13 protein-coding genes and 1 other RNA gene are annotated in these 14,506 nt (G+C 46.6%); 8 read left to right on the top strand and 6 right to left on the bottom strand.

Annotated elements, in window-relative coordinates:
* Positions 1 to 55: 55 nt before the first annotated feature.
* From ODOSP_RS03260 to ODOSP_RS03245, 5 genes are all read right to left on the bottom strand, one after another.
* Positions 56 to 1,384: a glucose-6-phosphate isomerase gene (locus tag ODOSP_RS03260; protein WP_013610982.1), complete on the bottom strand. Its 1,329-nt coding sequence runs from the start codon at positions 1,382 to 1,384 to the stop codon at positions 56 to 58.
* An 82-nt stretch (positions 1,385 to 1,466) separates the two neighbouring features.
* Complete coding sequence (locus ODOSP_RS03255; RefSeq protein ID WP_013610981.1) at positions 1,467 to 2,033, bottom strand: bifunctional nuclease family protein; 567 nt, start codon at positions 2,031 to 2,033, stop codon at positions 1,467 to 1,469.
* A gap of 56 nt (positions 2,034 to 2,089) precedes the next feature.
* Positions 2,090 to 3,319: an L-serine ammonia-lyase gene (locus ODOSP_RS03250; RefSeq protein WP_013610980.1), complete on the bottom strand. Its 1,230-nt coding sequence runs from the start codon at positions 3,317 to 3,319 to the stop codon at positions 2,090 to 2,092.
* A gap of 69 nt (positions 3,320 to 3,388) precedes the next feature.
* Positions 3,389 to 3,750: RNase P RNA component class A (gene rnpB, locus ODOSP_RS19060), an RNA gene on the bottom strand.
* A 24-nt stretch (positions 3,751 to 3,774) separates the two neighbouring features.
* A complete protein-coding gene (locus tag ODOSP_RS03245; RefSeq protein ID WP_013610979.1) occupies positions 3,775 to 4,365 on the bottom strand; it encodes a YqgE/AlgH family protein in 591 nt (196 codons plus the stop codon).
* Between the two features lie 45 nt (positions 4,366 to 4,410).
* On the opposite strand from ODOSP_RS03245, the gene ODOSP_RS03240 reads away from it, so the two are divergent.
* The 4 genes from ODOSP_RS03240 (at position 4,411) to ODOSP_RS03225 (ending at position 8,277) form a co-directional block, all read left to right on the top strand.
* Entirely contained in the window at positions 4,411 to 4,995 is a 585-nt protein-coding gene (locus tag ODOSP_RS03240) for a DUF4294 domain-containing protein (protein ID WP_013610978.1), read from the top strand.
* Positions 4,996 to 5,061: 66 nt separating this feature from the next.
* Positions 5,062 to 6,072: a DNA polymerase III subunit delta gene (gene holA, locus ODOSP_RS03235; protein ID WP_013610977.1), complete on the top strand. Its 1,011-nt coding sequence runs from the start codon at positions 5,062 to 5,064 to the stop codon at positions 6,070 to 6,072.
* Between the two features lie 48 nt (positions 6,073 to 6,120).
* Entirely contained in the window at positions 6,121 to 6,660 is a 540-nt protein-coding gene (locus ODOSP_RS03230; protein WP_013610976.1) for a D-glycero-alpha-D-manno-heptose-1,7-bisphosphate 7-phosphatase, read from the top strand.
* A gap of 111 nt (positions 6,661 to 6,771) precedes the next feature.
* A complete protein-coding gene (locus ODOSP_RS03225) occupies positions 6,772 to 8,277 on the top strand; it encodes an IMP dehydrogenase (protein ID WP_013610975.1) in 1,506 nt (501 codons plus the stop codon).
* Here the strand turns inward: ODOSP_RS03225 and ODOSP_RS03220 are convergent.
* Positions 8,271 to 9,488: a hypothetical protein gene (locus tag ODOSP_RS03220; protein WP_013610974.1), complete on the bottom strand. Its 1,218-nt coding sequence runs from the start codon at positions 9,486 to 9,488 to the stop codon at positions 8,271 to 8,273. The two genes, ODOSP_RS03225 and ODOSP_RS03220, sit on opposite strands and share 7 nt — an antisense overlap.
* Positions 9,489 to 9,908: 420 nt before the next feature.
* On the opposite strand from ODOSP_RS03220, the gene ODOSP_RS19140 reads away from it, so the two are divergent.
* The 4 genes from ODOSP_RS19140 (at position 9,909) to ODOSP_RS20130 (ending at position 14,485) form a co-directional block, all read left to right on the top strand.
* Entirely contained in the window at positions 9,909 to 10,241 is a 333-nt protein-coding gene (locus ODOSP_RS19140) for a hypothetical protein (protein ID WP_013610973.1), read from the top strand.
* Positions 10,242 to 10,338: 97 nt separating this feature from the next.
* Positions 10,339 to 12,675 carry a TonB-dependent receptor gene (locus ODOSP_RS03215; protein ID WP_013610972.1) on the top strand — a complete coding sequence of 779 codons (2,337 nt, stop codon included), beginning with the start codon at positions 10,339 to 10,341 and terminating at the stop codon, positions 12,673 to 12,675.
* 42 nt (positions 12,676 to 12,717) lie between these two features.
* Positions 12,718 to 13,734, top strand: coding sequence for a hypothetical protein (locus ODOSP_RS03210; RefSeq protein ID WP_013610971.1), 1,017 nt, complete (start codon positions 12,718 to 12,720; stop codon positions 13,732 to 13,734).
* Between the two features lie 304 nt (positions 13,735 to 14,038).
* Positions 14,039 to 14,485 (top strand): hypothetical protein, encoded by a 447-nt coding sequence (locus ODOSP_RS20130; protein ID WP_306442652.1) that lies wholly within the window; start codon positions 14,039 to 14,041, stop codon positions 14,483 to 14,485.
* The last annotated feature ends 21 nt before the right edge of the window (positions 14,486 to 14,506 follow it).

Raw genomic sequence — 14,506 nt, 5'->3', positions numbered from 1 at the left:
ATGCAGCCTGAATGTTTCAGACTGCATACATTCTATCGGATAAAAATCCTGTTTTCTAAATTTTTGCTTTAATCGCTTTGGAAGCTTCTTCATATCCGGGTTTGTCCAGCAGGGCAAACATATTGTTTTTATAGGCTTCCACTCCTGGTTGGTCGAATGGATTCACGCCCAACATACTTCCGGAGATACCACAAGCCAATTCGAAGAAATAAAACAGTTGCCCGATATACTGAGCGGTTAAAGCCGGCATACAAACCTTCATATTCGGCACTCCGCCGTCGACGTGTGCAATTTGGGTACCCAGTTCGGCCATTTTGTTCACTTCGTCTACCCGTTTCCCGGCCAGAAAATTCAGCTTATCCAGATTAGCGGCATCCGAAGGAATCTGCACCTGATAGTGGGGTTTCCCGACAGAGATTACGGTTTCCATCAACATGCGCACCCCTTGCTGGATATACTGCCCCATGGAATGCAAATCGGTTGTAAAATCAACACCTGCCGGGAAGATACCTTTGTTTGCTTTCCCTTCACTCTCGCCGTAAAGCTGTTTCCACCACTCGGTGATATAGTGCAGTTTCGGATTAAAGTTAGCTAACAATTCCACGGCATATCCTTTCCGGTAAAGAGCTGTCCGGGCCACGGCATATTCCAGGGCGATACTTTTTTCGTCATCGATGCAAGCCTTACGCATTTCTATAGCTCCCTGAACCAATTCTTTGATGTCGAACCCAGCGATAGCGATAGGCAATAATCCCACCGGTGTCAGAACGGAGAAACGTCCTCCTACATTATCCGGGATAACGAAAGTTTTATATCCTTCCTGATCGGCTAATGTACGTAAAGCTCCCTTCGAAGCATCCGTAATCGCCACAATTCGCTTTCCAGCTTCTTCTTTACCTACTTTAGCTTCCAGCAATTCTTTCAATAAACGAAAAGCGATGGCCGGTTCGGTTGTCGTTCCTGATTTCGAAATCACGCAGATACCGAACTCTTTATTCTGAAGGTAGTGAATCAATTCATGGTAATAATCTTCACCGATATTATGACCTGCAAAAATCACTTTCATACCGGTATTTTCATAGTTGTGGAAACTATCTGCCAAAGCCTCGATGACAGCCCGTGCCCCCAGATAAGAGCCTCCGATACCGATAACGACCATTACCTGAGTACGTGCTCTAAGTTCGGCTGCCGTTTTCTCGATATCTGCCAACTGTTCAGAGGTGATTTCTACAGGCAGGTTCAACCATCCTAAAAAATCACTCCCTTTACCGGTTCCCTCTTTCAGGCTTTTCAATGCCTGCCGGGCCTCAGGATACAGGGCAATCATTTCTTCTTTAGTGACGAAATTACAGATTTTACTGTAATCAAACTTAATACTGTCCATAATTCATTATATTACTGTGTAGTTTAATTTCCGAATCACAAATTTACAAAAAAGGTGACCCCAGATAAGTCATCCTGATATTTTATTTCCCCATCTCTTTTAGCAGATCCCTGATCTTCGATGCCTTTTCATACTCTTCATTCCGGACAGCCTCGTCCAGCATCCGGGTCAATTCCTGAACGGAATAGGGTTGTTGCACGACCTCTTCTTTTTCGGGGGATTCGGTCTGTCCTGTTTCCTGACCGACCGCAATACCGGCCTTTTCCACAATTTCAGGCGTAGAATAAATAGGACAATCATAACGCAAAGCCAAAGCAATGGCATCCGATGTCCGGGAATCTATTTTGATTTGTTGAGTATCTTTCTCAAATAGCAATTCCGAATAAAAAATTCCGGAATCCAGACGATAGATAAAAGCTTCTTTTAAAGTGACTTGCAACGCATCCGCCAACTTCTTGATCAGGTCGTGAGTCAACGGCCGCTGAGTCTGCATCTTTTCAAGCTGAATAGCTATCGACTGTGCTTCAGGCATCCCGATAACGATCGGAATCCGATGCATATCCTGCTCATCGGCTAAAATCAGAGCGTATGCACCGGCCTGCGACATACTATACGACAGACCTAAAACTTTCAGTCTTATCCTATCCATCTTTATCTGTTTTAAAATCTATTGGATTAACGTCGGTTAATCGTTTTAGTTGCGTTTTACTTCTTATTTTTCCGGGGCATATGGCTTAGCTCCCTCAAGCATACATGAGCTAATCCGCCCAAACTGGTTTCCCGGTATTTGGCCTGCATATCCCTCCCGGTTTCCATCATCGTCTTCACCACATCGTCGAAAGAAACCATGTGCCGACCGTCGGAAAACAGGGCGTACAAAGCAGCTTCCCGAGCCTTTTGAGCTACAAAAGCATTCCGTTCGATACAGGGGATCTGTACGTATCCCATCACAGGATCGCAAGTCAGTCCCAAATTATGCTCGAATCCCATTTCGGCAGCATATTCGATCTGCCGGGGAGTACCTCCCCAAATCTGGGTAGCTGCTCCGGCAGCCATTGCACAGGCAGTCCCCAACTCGCCCTGGCATCCCACTTCGGCTCCTGAAATCGAACCGTTACTTTTCACAATATTACCGATCAACCCGGCAGTTGCCAATCCCCGGATAATCCGGTAATCCGGCATCTCCTGATCGTATTTCATGAAATACATCAAAGCCGGCAAAACTCCGGAAGCCCCACAAGTAGGAGCAGTCACCACCCGGCCACCACCGGCATTTTCTTCCGAGACAGCTAAAGCTGCCGCGAAAAGCATACCCATCGGCCGGGAAGACCCGGACGATTGCAGAGCTTTAATATTATAGGAACTTGCTTTCCGGGCCAATTTCAAGGCTCCGGGCAGTACCCCCTCCGTCACCAGGCCTTTCTCTACCGTCTCCTGCATCTGTTTCCACACCTCTTCCAGATAAGTGAATATCTCACTTCCCTCGTATTTTTCTACATAATCTACAAAAGTACATCCTTCGTCCAGACACCATTTCATCACCTCGGCCATACTTGTCTCCGGGTAGAGATTTCCGTCGTCGAAAGTACCCAACTCGTCCCACAATGCGCCTCCACCCACACTATATACCTCCCAACTATCAACCGTATTCCCTTGTACAAAAGCCTCGAACAACATCCCATTGGGATGGCGGGGCAGACTGATATCCGGTTTCCAAACGATCTCTACAGCATCGGGACGGTCTATAACCTTCAGAATAGCACTGTCTGTACCATGGCCTTTCCCCGTCAGCGCCAAACTTCCGTAAAGTGTGACCCTGAACTTTTCTGCTCCGGGGTTCTTTTCCAAAAATAATCCGGCAGCACGGCTCGGTCCCATCGTATGACTGGAAGACGGTCCGTATCCGATATTGTAAATCTCACGTATCGATTTCATTTCAATCTGGTTTAATCAAACTATATTTTAAACAGTTCGGCAACAGCTTTCCTGTTTAGTGTAAAATAAAAAAATAGCAGGCCTGTAAGCCGGGTTCTGTACCTTACGGTTTCTATCATTTATCTACTCTGCAAATCACTTTGCAGCTCTAGCAGCCTACCCCCCGGCATCGATCGGGCTAATCGAATGCGCCGGTATACATGGCCTTGCAACTCGTGAGACGTACGGCTACCACAGTTACCTGCAGTACCGGTGGGCTCTTACCCCACCTTTTCACCCTTATTTCAAGCGAAAACGAATCTTCGTGAAACGGTTTTTTTCTGTTACGTTACTATGCCCTCACGAACATCTTCCCGTTAAGAAGCACGATGCCCTGTGTTGCCCGGACTTTCCTCTTTCCCCGAAGGGACAGCGATAGAACGGCCTGCTATTTTATCTGATTCGTTTTTCACGAATTAATTCATAATCGGATCTTTGGGAAAATTAGCCCAAATCCGGTAACGTCCTCCCAATCCGCTCATCGAAGCTTCCCATAAATTATCGTTAGGAATTTCGAAAAAACGCGCAGGAGTAATATCCCCTACCATCCACGAATTCTCATCCAACTCCCGATCCAGTTGACCGGCATCCCAGCCACTATATCCGGCAAAAAAGCGAACTTCTCCCGGTTGTATTTTCCCCTCCTGCAACAAACGAGTCAGTTTCGAGAAATCGCCCCCCCAATAGATACCCGGCACAATTTGCAAAGCATCTTCAACTTCTGCATGATTATGAAGATAATACAGTTGATTTTGTTCGACAGGGCCACCGATATAGACAGGATATTCCAATCCGGCTAATTCCGTAACCAGATCCGAAGTGGTGTAAGCCATCGGCTTATTCAAAACAAAACCGATACTTCCCTTTTCGTCATGTTCTACCATAAAAATAACGGACCGGGAAAAATATTTCCCTTGCAGAAATGGTTCGGCAATCAAAATATTGCCAATCTCCACTTTTTTACGATTCCTTCTTATTTTAAATAAATCCTGAAATTGTTCGTCCACAATAATTCGTATTTTTACGAGCCAAAAATAACAAATTATTTTGTGATGCCGAGAATATTCACGGTCATACTTTTTATATTTTGCATAAATTGTCTGTCGGCCCAACAAAAAGAAGTCGTCCGTTCCATCTTCTGGAAAGGTGATACCCTCCCTCATGTTTGGCTGGAAGAAGTCAGTGTCCGGCAGAAAAATAAAAATGCCGGCTGGTTTCAGCGTCAGCACCGGCGGCAAACCCGGTTGGAATATAATGTCCGGAAAGTATATCCCTATGCCCGGATAGCTGCCGGTAAAGTCAATGAGATCGAACAGAAACTGTCGGCCGTCACCCGGGAAGCCGACCGCAAAAAGATCATCAAGGAAGAATACAACCAACTGATGAAAACGTTCAAGGCCCCCCTGATGAAACTCAGCATTACCCAGGGACGGATTTTGATCCGATTAATCTACCGGGAAACCAGCCACACTTCTTTCGCGCACATCCGGGAATACCGGGGGACGGTAAATGCCTACTTCTGGCAATCGATCGCTTTAATCTTCGGAAATAACCTGAAAGCAGCCTATGATCCGCAAGGCGAAGATGCCGAAATCGAGGAAATTGTACAAAAAATCCTGTCAGAATCCAAAAGGTAAAAAGTTTTTCTAACTTTGCATAGATTGTTCAGCCCAATTATCGGCGCATTAACAAATTGTAAAACGATGACATTCGAAGAGATCAGGAAAGATATCAAGGCCCGGAAATATAAACCCATCTATTTTCTATGCGGTGAGGAACCTTTTTTTATCGACCGGTTGACTGCATTACTCGAAAATACCGTGCTGACCGAGGATGAAAAGGCATTTAACCAAACTGTTTTATATGGGAACGATGTATCGATGAGTACGATCACCGATACCGCCCGCCGTTTTCCAATGATGTCCGAACGACAGGTGGTCATTGTCCGGGAAGCTCAGAATATCCGGGACTTCGACAATCTATTACCTTATATCGATCATTACCAAAATTCGACCATTCTGGTCCTGGCGTATAAAAATAAGAAACCGGACAAACGTAAGGGAGTATTTAAAAAACTCGGGAATACTCCCCATTGTATTTATTTCGAATCGGCCAAACTTTATGACAACAAGATTCCGGAATGGATCATCGGTTATTGTAAAGAAAAATCATATGGAATCACGACTAAAGCAGCCGGTATCCTGGCCGAAAGCTTGGGAACCGATCTGAGCCGGGTAGCGAATGAAATCGATAAGCTGGTACTGCTTTTACCTCAGGGAGGTGAAATACAGGAATCTCTGGTCGAGGAACATACAGGAATCAGTAAAGACTTCAATAGTTTCGAGCTCCTGAGTGCCATAATTCGTAAGGATTTCCTAAAAGCCAATCAGATTGTGAACTACTTTGAAGCCAACCCGAAAAACAATCCCCTGGTATTGACCATCACCACCCTTTTCAGGTATTTCCTGAACCTGCTGACCTATCACTATCAGAAAAAAACGACGCCCAATACTCAGGAAATGGCCAGGTTATTAGGTGTACATCCTTTTTTTATGAAAGACTATATCGACGGAGGTAAAATCTATAATGCCATGAAATGTGCAACCACGATCTCCTTGCTGCGGGAATACGACATGAAATCCAAAGGGGTAGGTAATGCGAATATTTCGGACGGAGAATTACTGAAAGAGCTGATATTCAAAATCATGCATTAATATTCCCGGACAAGTAACTATAATCATCCCAAGAACGTATTAAACCATATGAAAAGAACAACTACTTCAATATCGACCCAACCTTTGAATAAAGCCGTATTTTTGGACCGGGACGGCACGATCAATTCGGACGAAGGACATTATTATATATACAAACCGGAGGACTTTGTATTCAATCCGGGAGTCATCGAAGGCTTGAAACGTCTTCAGAAAGCCGGTTATCTTTTGATCGTCATCACCAATCAGGGAGGAATCGCTAAAGGGATATATACCCGGGAAGATATGTTCAAAGTACACGAAAAGATGTGTGCCGAATTGGAAAAGCATGGAGTGACCCTGACTAAGATCTATTATTGTCCCCACCATGAAAGCATAAAAACCTGTGTTTGCCGGAAACCTTCTCCTTATATGGTCAACCTGGCCATCGAAGAATTCCATATCGATAAGAAGCGATCCTGGTTTATCGGGGATAGCTCAAAGGATGTAAAATGTGCTGAAGATGCCGGAGTTAAACCGTTACGTATTCACAAAAATCAGGATATCACACCGGTCATCGATCAAATATTGAAATCGAAAGATTCATTCTAAGTCCGAAAAATTCCAGGACTACCTCTAAAATTAAGTAAAAAATAACAGATCGGGCTTGGGATTTAAGCGGGAATTGAGTAATTTCGCTCAATTTTTAAAAATCCACAGCATATGGCTCATTACATTAAAGAAGTATCACGTACATTTGGAGAATATCTGTTAATTCCGTCACTCACCACCAAAGAGTGTACTCCTGACAATGTTTCCTTGAAAACGCCGGTTGTCAAATTCCGTCAAGGGGAAACCTCGAAAATACAATTGAACATTCCGTTTGTATCTGCAGTGATGCAGGCAGTCTCCGACGACGGTCTGGCTATTGCCTTAGCCCGTAACGGAGGTTTGTCGTTTATTTTCGGTTCTCAACCTATCGAAAGTCAGGCCGAGATGGTAAGGCGGGTAAAGAAATTCAAAGCCGGATTTGTAGTGAGTGATTCTAATTTACGTCCCGATTGTACCCTACAGGATGTTGTTCGCTTAAAGGAACAAACCGGACACGCCAGTGTCGCCATTACGGATGACGGAACCCCTAATGGAAAATTATTAGGTATGATTACAAGCCGGGATTATCGGTTGAAAACAGATCCGTTAGATAAACCGGTAGTTGATTTCATGACTCCTTTCGAAAATCTGATTGTAGGAAAGTTGGGGCTGACTTTAAGTGAAGCCAATACGATCATCTGGGATCATAAGTTGAATTGCCTTCCGATTATAGACGACAATCAAAGACTTCAATATTTTGTCTTCCGCAAAGACTACGACAATCATATAGAAAATCCCAATGAATTGCTCGACAGCCATAAAAAACTGATGGTCGGAGCCGGAATTAACAGCCGCGACTTTAAAGAACGGGTACCTGCTTTGGTAGATGCCGGAGTAGATGTGCTGGTAGTAGATTCTTCCGACGGTTTTTCGGAATGGCAATACGAAACGATCCGCTGGATTAAAGAAACGTATAACGAAGAAGTCAAGGTAGGCGGTGGTAATGTGGTGGATAAAGAAGGATTCTTATATCTGGTGAAAGCCGGAGCCGATTTTGTAAAAGTAGGGATCGGCGGTGGTTCTATCTGTATCACTCGTGAGCAAAAAGGGATCGGCCGGGGACAGGCGACTGCTCTGATCGAAGTATGCCAGGCTCGTCAGGAATATTTCGAACAAACCGGTATTTATATTCCGATCTGTTCCGACGGAGGACTTGTACATGACTATCACATGACCTTAGCATTGGCCATGGGCGCCGACTTCCTGATGATGGGACGCTACTTTGCCCGCTTCGACGAGAGTCCGAGTAAAAAACTGGCTATCGGTAATAGCTATGTGAAAGAATATTGGGGAGAAGGATCCAACCGTGCTCAAAACTGGCAACGCTACGATATGGGAGGAAACAGTAAAGCTGCCCTGAAATTCGAAGAAGGGGTCGACAGTTATGTTCCATATGCCGGAAAAATGAAAGACAATCTGGAAATCACCCTGGGCAAAATCAAATCGACCATGTGTAGCTGTGGTTCCGTTACGATTCCTCAATTACAGGAAAGAGCAAAAATCACCTTGGTATCCTCTACTTCTATTGTCGAAGGAGGAGCACACGACGTAATTCTGAAAGATACCAAGATTCAATAACAGATCAGGGATGCCACAAAATGGGTGGCTTCATTGACTGGAGTCAGATTTAAATAACCGGATTTTATCCGGTTATTTTTATATACGGCCGGATAGAGCTGTTGCAAATGCCTGTGCTCCTGCCAGGCCTCCCCCGCTTTGGCATAATAACGAACCGTGAACTCTCCTTCCGCATGTTCGTCCAAATATCGCCGGCTCAACATAAGGGCGACTATTCCCATATTATAACGCAGATTGATTTCCAGGCAAGGTTGCACTCTATACTTTCCCGCAGAGTCGGAATAAATCATCATATCTATCCCTAAATATCCCCGGTAATCGGGCAAAATCCCGGCAATCATATCCGGCAATTCCTGTTTCAGCGACTGCAACTTTTCTTCTCCTAATTTACTTCCCAGTAATTGCTCAATATACGCTTGAGCTCCCAGATAATTCCCGCGATATTCACCGTTCAGGCCGGTAGAAAATACCGACCATCCGATAAATTCCACCCCTTGCCTTCCTGCACAAAACTCCATGGCAAAATCCAGTACCTTATTCAATTTTTTTTCCAACATAACATACCCCTGCCGTTTCAATATCCCGTGTAATCGTTCTTTCTCTTTCACAGCAATAGGTTTTCCGAGTACCAGAATACCTTTCCCCGAAGAAGACCAGGGCGCTTTCACCAGGTATTTTCCGGTTTTCATTTTCTGTTCGATCTCTTCGATAGAATAACCTGTCTCCGGAATCACTTCCTTTTCCAGATCAGGAATCAAACCGAACAAACGAATCAACCCTTCCCGGGCTTTCCTGCGGCTATACCACTCTTTTCGTTCCGTCTTCCACTCCTCACCCATCCCCCGTTCGGCCAGCCAATGGCACATTTTCGGACTCCATCCCCACGGTTCCCCTTTCACCTCTCCCAAAATCCCGGCTTCTGCCTCCTGAATAAAACCGGCCTTCAAATGCAAAGGCTCATAAACCGATGCCATAAATACCGGATCCGGTAAATTCCTGACTAAGACCCAATCTTCCGATTCTCCCAGAAATACAGGTAAAACCGCCAAATCTTCAGCCATGGTCACCACATTAGCCGGAGGCATATAGTATTTACTTCCATTGGCAATCGCCATCTCACAATCCGGATTGAATATCCAAAGCCTTTTCCTGTTTTCCATCGACCTGATCTGTTTCTCCCTGCAAATATAAATAAAACGCCGTTTTTTCATAAAAAACTAAGATTTTCTTTTAATCGGCTGATTGATAAAGCGTAAAGAACGATAAGCCTGGTAATTGGTAGCGATTTGGTAGCGGTGCTAATTTCAGCGCATTGCTTTGCTTCACTTTTAGAACTGATACAAATATAGGGATTTTGACCGAAAAAGAAAAAAATAGGAGATTTTTAGTTTTCTGTGTAAACGGAAAAACAAGAAAAGTGTAAGTAACAGAATAAGTGCAAAAAAGAATTTGCACCTATTCTTGTTACTAAAAATGTAAATCATTGATTTTTAGTATATTATTCATTGCTACACCTTGCACCAAAACGGTCTGTCCTGGTATCCGTAGCAAATATACATGGTGTTTATGCTTGCAAATCATTATTTGTAGGTATTGCGAGTGATGATTAAAACCGTTAATTTTGCAAACTAATGGATCGTACGAAAAAAAGACAGAGACAGCGGGCTGTCATAGCATGCATGTTGTTGCTGACATTGATGCCCTTTTTCCTCGTGAAAGCTTTTCATGTTCACGGGGAACATTCGTGCGTATCCCATAACGAACAGGGGCACTCCCGTCACGATTCTCCTGAAAATTGTACCATCTGTCTCTTTACGCTCTCTCCGTTTATCGAGGCAGGGATTTTTATATACGATTATATTCCGACTGGCAGACCTGTCAGGTATCTTATCTCCGGGGAAACAGATGTCATCGTCACTCTTTTCCCGCATTTCCTCCGTGCACCCCCTGTGTGTTTGTCATAACTCCCTTGAGGGATTCGCATGCCATCACTGTGATTGCGTGCAGGGGCTTTTCATGTCCCGTCTTAACAGATTATAACCCGTTTATATTTTTTCAAGTATGACATTTCATGCATATCTCCAGTATGTGTGCCTGCTTGTTGTCTGCCTATGTACCCTCCCTTCTCCCATGGAAGCACGGGTACAGGCTGACCGGCAATCGACGGGCACACGCGATACTCTGCTGGTCATTGACCAGGAAAGCGGGCTTCCCATTGAAGGGGCCTATATCCTGACCGGGGAACGGTTACTTGTCAGCTCCCCCCGTGGAATGATTGTTTTCGGCCATGGAACGTGTTTCATGGATACGGTCCTCGTGCAGTGCCTGGGTTACGGTTCCCGGCGTGTGCCTTTGAACGAGGTATTCAAAGAAAGCAGCATACATACCGTATGTCTCTCCCTGGACATACAAAAACTCGGGGAAGTGGTCGTGACCGGTGAACATGCCGGGGTGTCACCCAACGTGGTGAGCCGGCGCCTTTCATCTCCCGAAATCAGGAACGCACTGGGAACCTCGCTTGCCACCCTGCTCGAACGTGTCAGCGGGGTAAGTTCCATCAGCACGGGAACCACTGTATCCAAACCCGTTATCCAAGGAATGTACGGGAACCGGATACTAATCATCCATAACGGTGCCCGCCAGACCGGGCAGCAATGGGGGGCCGACCACGCTCCCGAAGTGGACATGAACGGCAGCTCCTCTGTTTCGGTAATTAAGGGCTCCGATGCGGTAAGATACGGTTCGGATGCCCTTGGAGGGATTATCGTCATGGAGCAGTCTCCGCTTCCTTTCAGAAAACGCTCCCTTCGAGGGGGAATCTCCGCACTTTACGGAAGTAACGGGCGTCGCTACGTGGCTACCGGACAGCTCGAAGGTGCTTTTCCCGGTGATTTCGCCTGGCGTCTGCAGGGAACCTGGTCAAATTCCGGGGACCGTTCCACTGCGCACTATCTTCTGAACAACACGGGAACCAGAGAGTATCACGCTTCCGCCTCTCTGGGCTATGACCGCGGACGTCTGAGAGTGGAAGGTTTCTACAGCCGCTTCTACAGCCGGACAGGGGTGATGCTCAGCGCTCAGATGGGTAGCGAGGACCTGCTGGCGGAACGTATCCGGCTTGGTCGCCCCCTGCACACGGATCCCTTCTCCCGTGGTATCAGGCCTCCCTGCCAAGAGGTCACCCATCAGATCGCATTCGGCAGGATGCGGCTCGGCATGAAGAAGGGGGGAAGTATTCACTGGCAGAGTACCTGGCAGAAGGACGATAGGCAGGAAAACCGTGTCCGGCGGCTGGATTCTAACATTCCGGCGGTTTCCCTGTACCTGAATTCATTCCAGCATCTTCTGCGCTGGAAGCGGGATTACCGCTCCTGGCAGGTCGAGGCGGGAGGTCAGGTCATATTCATCGAGAACCACAGCCGCGCGGGTACCGGATTCGTGCCCGTTATCCCGAACTACACGGAGACACAGGCAGGGATATACGGAATCGGGAAATATCACCTGGCCAGGGGAGGCGTTGAAGCAGGCCTCCGCCTGGATATGCAGGAAACCCGTGCCAGTGGTTATGACTGGACGGGAAGCCCCTATGGCGGGACAAGAAAGTTTAACAACGTGTCCTACAGCCTGGGAGGACACTATCAACTTTCCAGACGCTGGAGGCTCACCTCCAACTTCGGTCTGGCTTGGCGTGCCCCTCACGTGTATGAACTATACAGCAACGGGAACGAGCTCGGGTCTGGGATGTTTGTCAGGGGAGACTCTGCGATGCACTCGGAAAGAAGCTACAAATGGATATCTTCCCTCCGTTACGGCGACGGGATGTTCAGCGTCTGTCTGGACGGTTACCTGCAATGGGTGGACGGCTATATCTATGACGGGCCGGAGAAAGAGACAGTCACCGTGATTTCGGGGACATACCCGGTCTTCCAGTACAGGCAGACCCCGGCTTTCTTCCGCGGTATGGACTTTGACCTGCGTTTCACTCCGGGCGGTTCATGGGACTACCATGCCGTCGTCTCCTTTATACGGGCAAACGAACGGACAAAGGGTAATTATCTTCCTTATATTCCCTCCTTCCGTTTCAGCCATGAACTTGCGTGGATCCACGAGACGAAATCGCATCTCAGGCTGCGCCTGAACATCAGGCACCGTTTCACCGCAAAACAGAGGCAGTTTGATCCGGACACGGATCTTATCCCGTATACTCCCCCGGCGTACCATCTCCTCGGGTTCGACGCTGGTCTTGAACTTCCCGTGAAACGGGGACGCCAGGTCCGGTTCATGCTGTCGGCAGACAACCTCCTGAACCGTGAGTACAAGGAATACACCAACCGCTCGCGTTATTATGCGCATGATATGGGACGTGATGTGCGTTGCGGTGTAAACTGGATTTTTTAATTTATAACAACTATAATCAACACTAATAAATAAAAAGAAAAAATGAGAACAATTGCATGTAAAACCGTGTGGGCACTTCTGGTAGGAGTGTCCCTTGTCCTGTCACTGAACTCTTGCAGCAAGGATCCTGTAATACCAGAAGACGAGACGAAGAACAAACTGCATGAGGACCCGGCAAAAATGACCGTCCGCCTCGTTGAATGCCACCTGCACGCTGACTGGAACGAGATACAGAAGGCCGGAGGTCCCCACCAAAATCCGGAATCCCCGGCCAGATATATGAAACGTGTCCAGGAGATCACTTATGAACTGAAGGCCGGCAGTGGATGGACCCTTGCTGAAGGAAGCCAGGGCAAGTTTTACGTTCAGAAAAACGGCGAATATAAAAATGGAAACAACTTTACCCCGGCCCCGGTTTACCTGATGTTTATCTATTACTACAATTCCAAAGGAGAGTTGATGAACGGCCAGTTCGTGGAGAACGGGCAGGAGAATATCCACCAGCATTTCTTCACCCCGGAGAACGTGAGACCTACCTTTGACGGGAAACCGGAAGCTGACGACAATGATCCGGAGGCACTGGTGGATTATCTCTACGTGGATACCACGCCCTGGGACAAGACCAAACATGACAACGAGGCGGAAATTACGGGAGGCACTAACCCGGTAGGATTAAAAGGAGTTATCCGGTTCCTGAAGGACCGCAAGGAGTTTGACCTAAAACTCCGCCTGTATCACGGCTACAATTCTAAAAAGAACCCGCAGACAAACGGCTTTGACCCGTTCTACAAGCCCTCCGGGGTATTGATCCAGCGTGGAACATGGGATATTAACCTGAGCATCCCGGTAGTGGTATTTTGGAGCCGCGAGGAGTTTGTTGATGTGGACCCGGAGGCAGATGTGAACCTAATCGGGGAGGATAGCTTGGATGAAGACAGCAACCGCACGCTACACTCCATCATGAAAACCTTCAATCTTACATGGAAGGAGGCGCTTGAGGAGTTCATCTCCTATACCTACCAGGCGGGGGATGTGGAAGCTGGATCCATATGGCTTTGATCATCTCGCGTAGGATGGAATTCTCTCTTTATCAATCTACAGGCGGCAGGTGGGGCCGCCTTTTTTGTCTTGTGCAGCGAAAAAATCCCATCTGCCATGCTTAATCCCCGTGGTTTACTTGGGGATGTATTGGGACATGCTTTACCATCTCACCCTGTTCCATTTTTCATGTTTGGCAAGTTGAAAAAAATCCTATACATACAAGACGTACCGTTTCCTTACCGACGGGTTTGGAACCGACTTCCCGTCTTTCGTGCAATTTTCCCGCTTGGTTACTGAACTTTTTTGGTCTTTTTCCGATTTGATGCATATAAGTTTATGCTTCCTTTCCAGGAAACAAGGAAGTGTCAAATGTCTAACTAATAAAAAACTTATGGCAACAGTTAAAACAGTATTGGTAAAAGGAAGGAGCAACCGGTCCGGCAAATTCCCGTTAGTCGTGCAGGTTCTTCACAAGCGAAGGAAAAAGGTTGTTTATACAGGATTCAGTATCCCGGATACCCTGTTTGATCCCGTAAAAGGAAGGGTTATCGACGGCGGGGAAAACACCCCGGAGTCGATTCGGAGGATCAACCACAGGTGCGAAAGTATCTCAAGAGTACTGTTAAAGTGTATTTCAATGATAGAAAAGAAATCCCGGGAATACGAAATAGAGGACGTGTTCAGGACTTACGGCGTGTTAACCCACGAAGCCGGTTTTTATTTCTATTTTTCACGGAAAATCCGAGAGCTTCGTGAAAGCGGTCATTAGGAAACAGCCCGGGTATACGCC

The sequence above is a fragment of the Odoribacter splanchnicus DSM 20712 genome (assembly GCF_000190535.1).
Classification (GTDB): Bacteria; Bacteroidota; Bacteroidia; order Bacteroidales; family Marinifilaceae; genus Odoribacter; species Odoribacter splanchnicus.
This window is presented reverse-complemented; position numbering and strand designations above follow the sequence as displayed.

What these genes read in the sequence shown, in the direction of transcription:
- ODOSP_RS03255 (WP_013610981.1), bottom strand. Translation starts at nt 2,033, where the DNA reads ATGGATAGGATAAGACTGAAAGTTTTAGGTCTGTCGTATAGTATGTCG.
- ODOSP_RS03225 (WP_013610975.1), top strand. Translation starts at nt 6,772, where the DNA reads ATGGCTCATTACATTAAAGAAGTATCACGTACATTTGGAGAATATCTG.
- ODOSP_RS03230 (WP_013610976.1), top strand. Translation starts at nt 6,121, where the DNA reads ATGAAAAGAACAACTACTTCAATATCGACCCAACCTTTGAATAAAGCC.
- ODOSP_RS03240 (WP_013610978.1), top strand. Translation starts at nt 4,411, where the DNA reads ATGCCGAGAATATTCACGGTCATACTTTTTATATTTTGCATAAATTGT.
- ODOSP_RS03250 (WP_013610980.1), bottom strand. Translation starts at nt 3,319, where the DNA reads ATGAAATCGATACGTGAGATTTACAATATCGGATACGGACCGTCTTCC.
- ODOSP_RS03220 (WP_013610974.1), bottom strand. Translation starts at nt 9,488, where the DNA reads ATGAAAAAACGGCGTTTTATTTATATTTGCAGGGAGAAACAGATCAGG.
- ODOSP_RS20130 (WP_306442652.1), top strand. Translation starts at nt 14,039, where the DNA reads ATGCATATAAGTTTATGCTTCCTTTCCAGGAAACAAGGAAGTGTCAAA.
- ODOSP_RS19140 (WP_013610973.1), top strand. Translation starts at nt 9,909, where the DNA reads ATGGATCGTACGAAAAAAAGACAGAGACAGCGGGCTGTCATAGCATGC.
- ODOSP_RS03210 (WP_013610971.1), top strand. Translation starts at nt 12,718, where the DNA reads ATGAGAACAATTGCATGTAAAACCGTGTGGGCACTTCTGGTAGGAGTG.
- holA (WP_013610977.1), top strand. Translation starts at nt 5,062, where the DNA reads ATGACATTCGAAGAGATCAGGAAAGATATCAAGGCCCGGAAATATAAA.
- ODOSP_RS03260 (WP_013610982.1), bottom strand. Translation starts at nt 1,384, where the DNA reads ATGGACAGTATTAAGTTTGATTACAGTAAAATCTGTAATTTCGTCACT.
- ODOSP_RS03215 (WP_013610972.1), top strand. Translation starts at nt 10,339, where the DNA reads ATGACATTTCATGCATATCTCCAGTATGTGTGCCTGCTTGTTGTCTGC.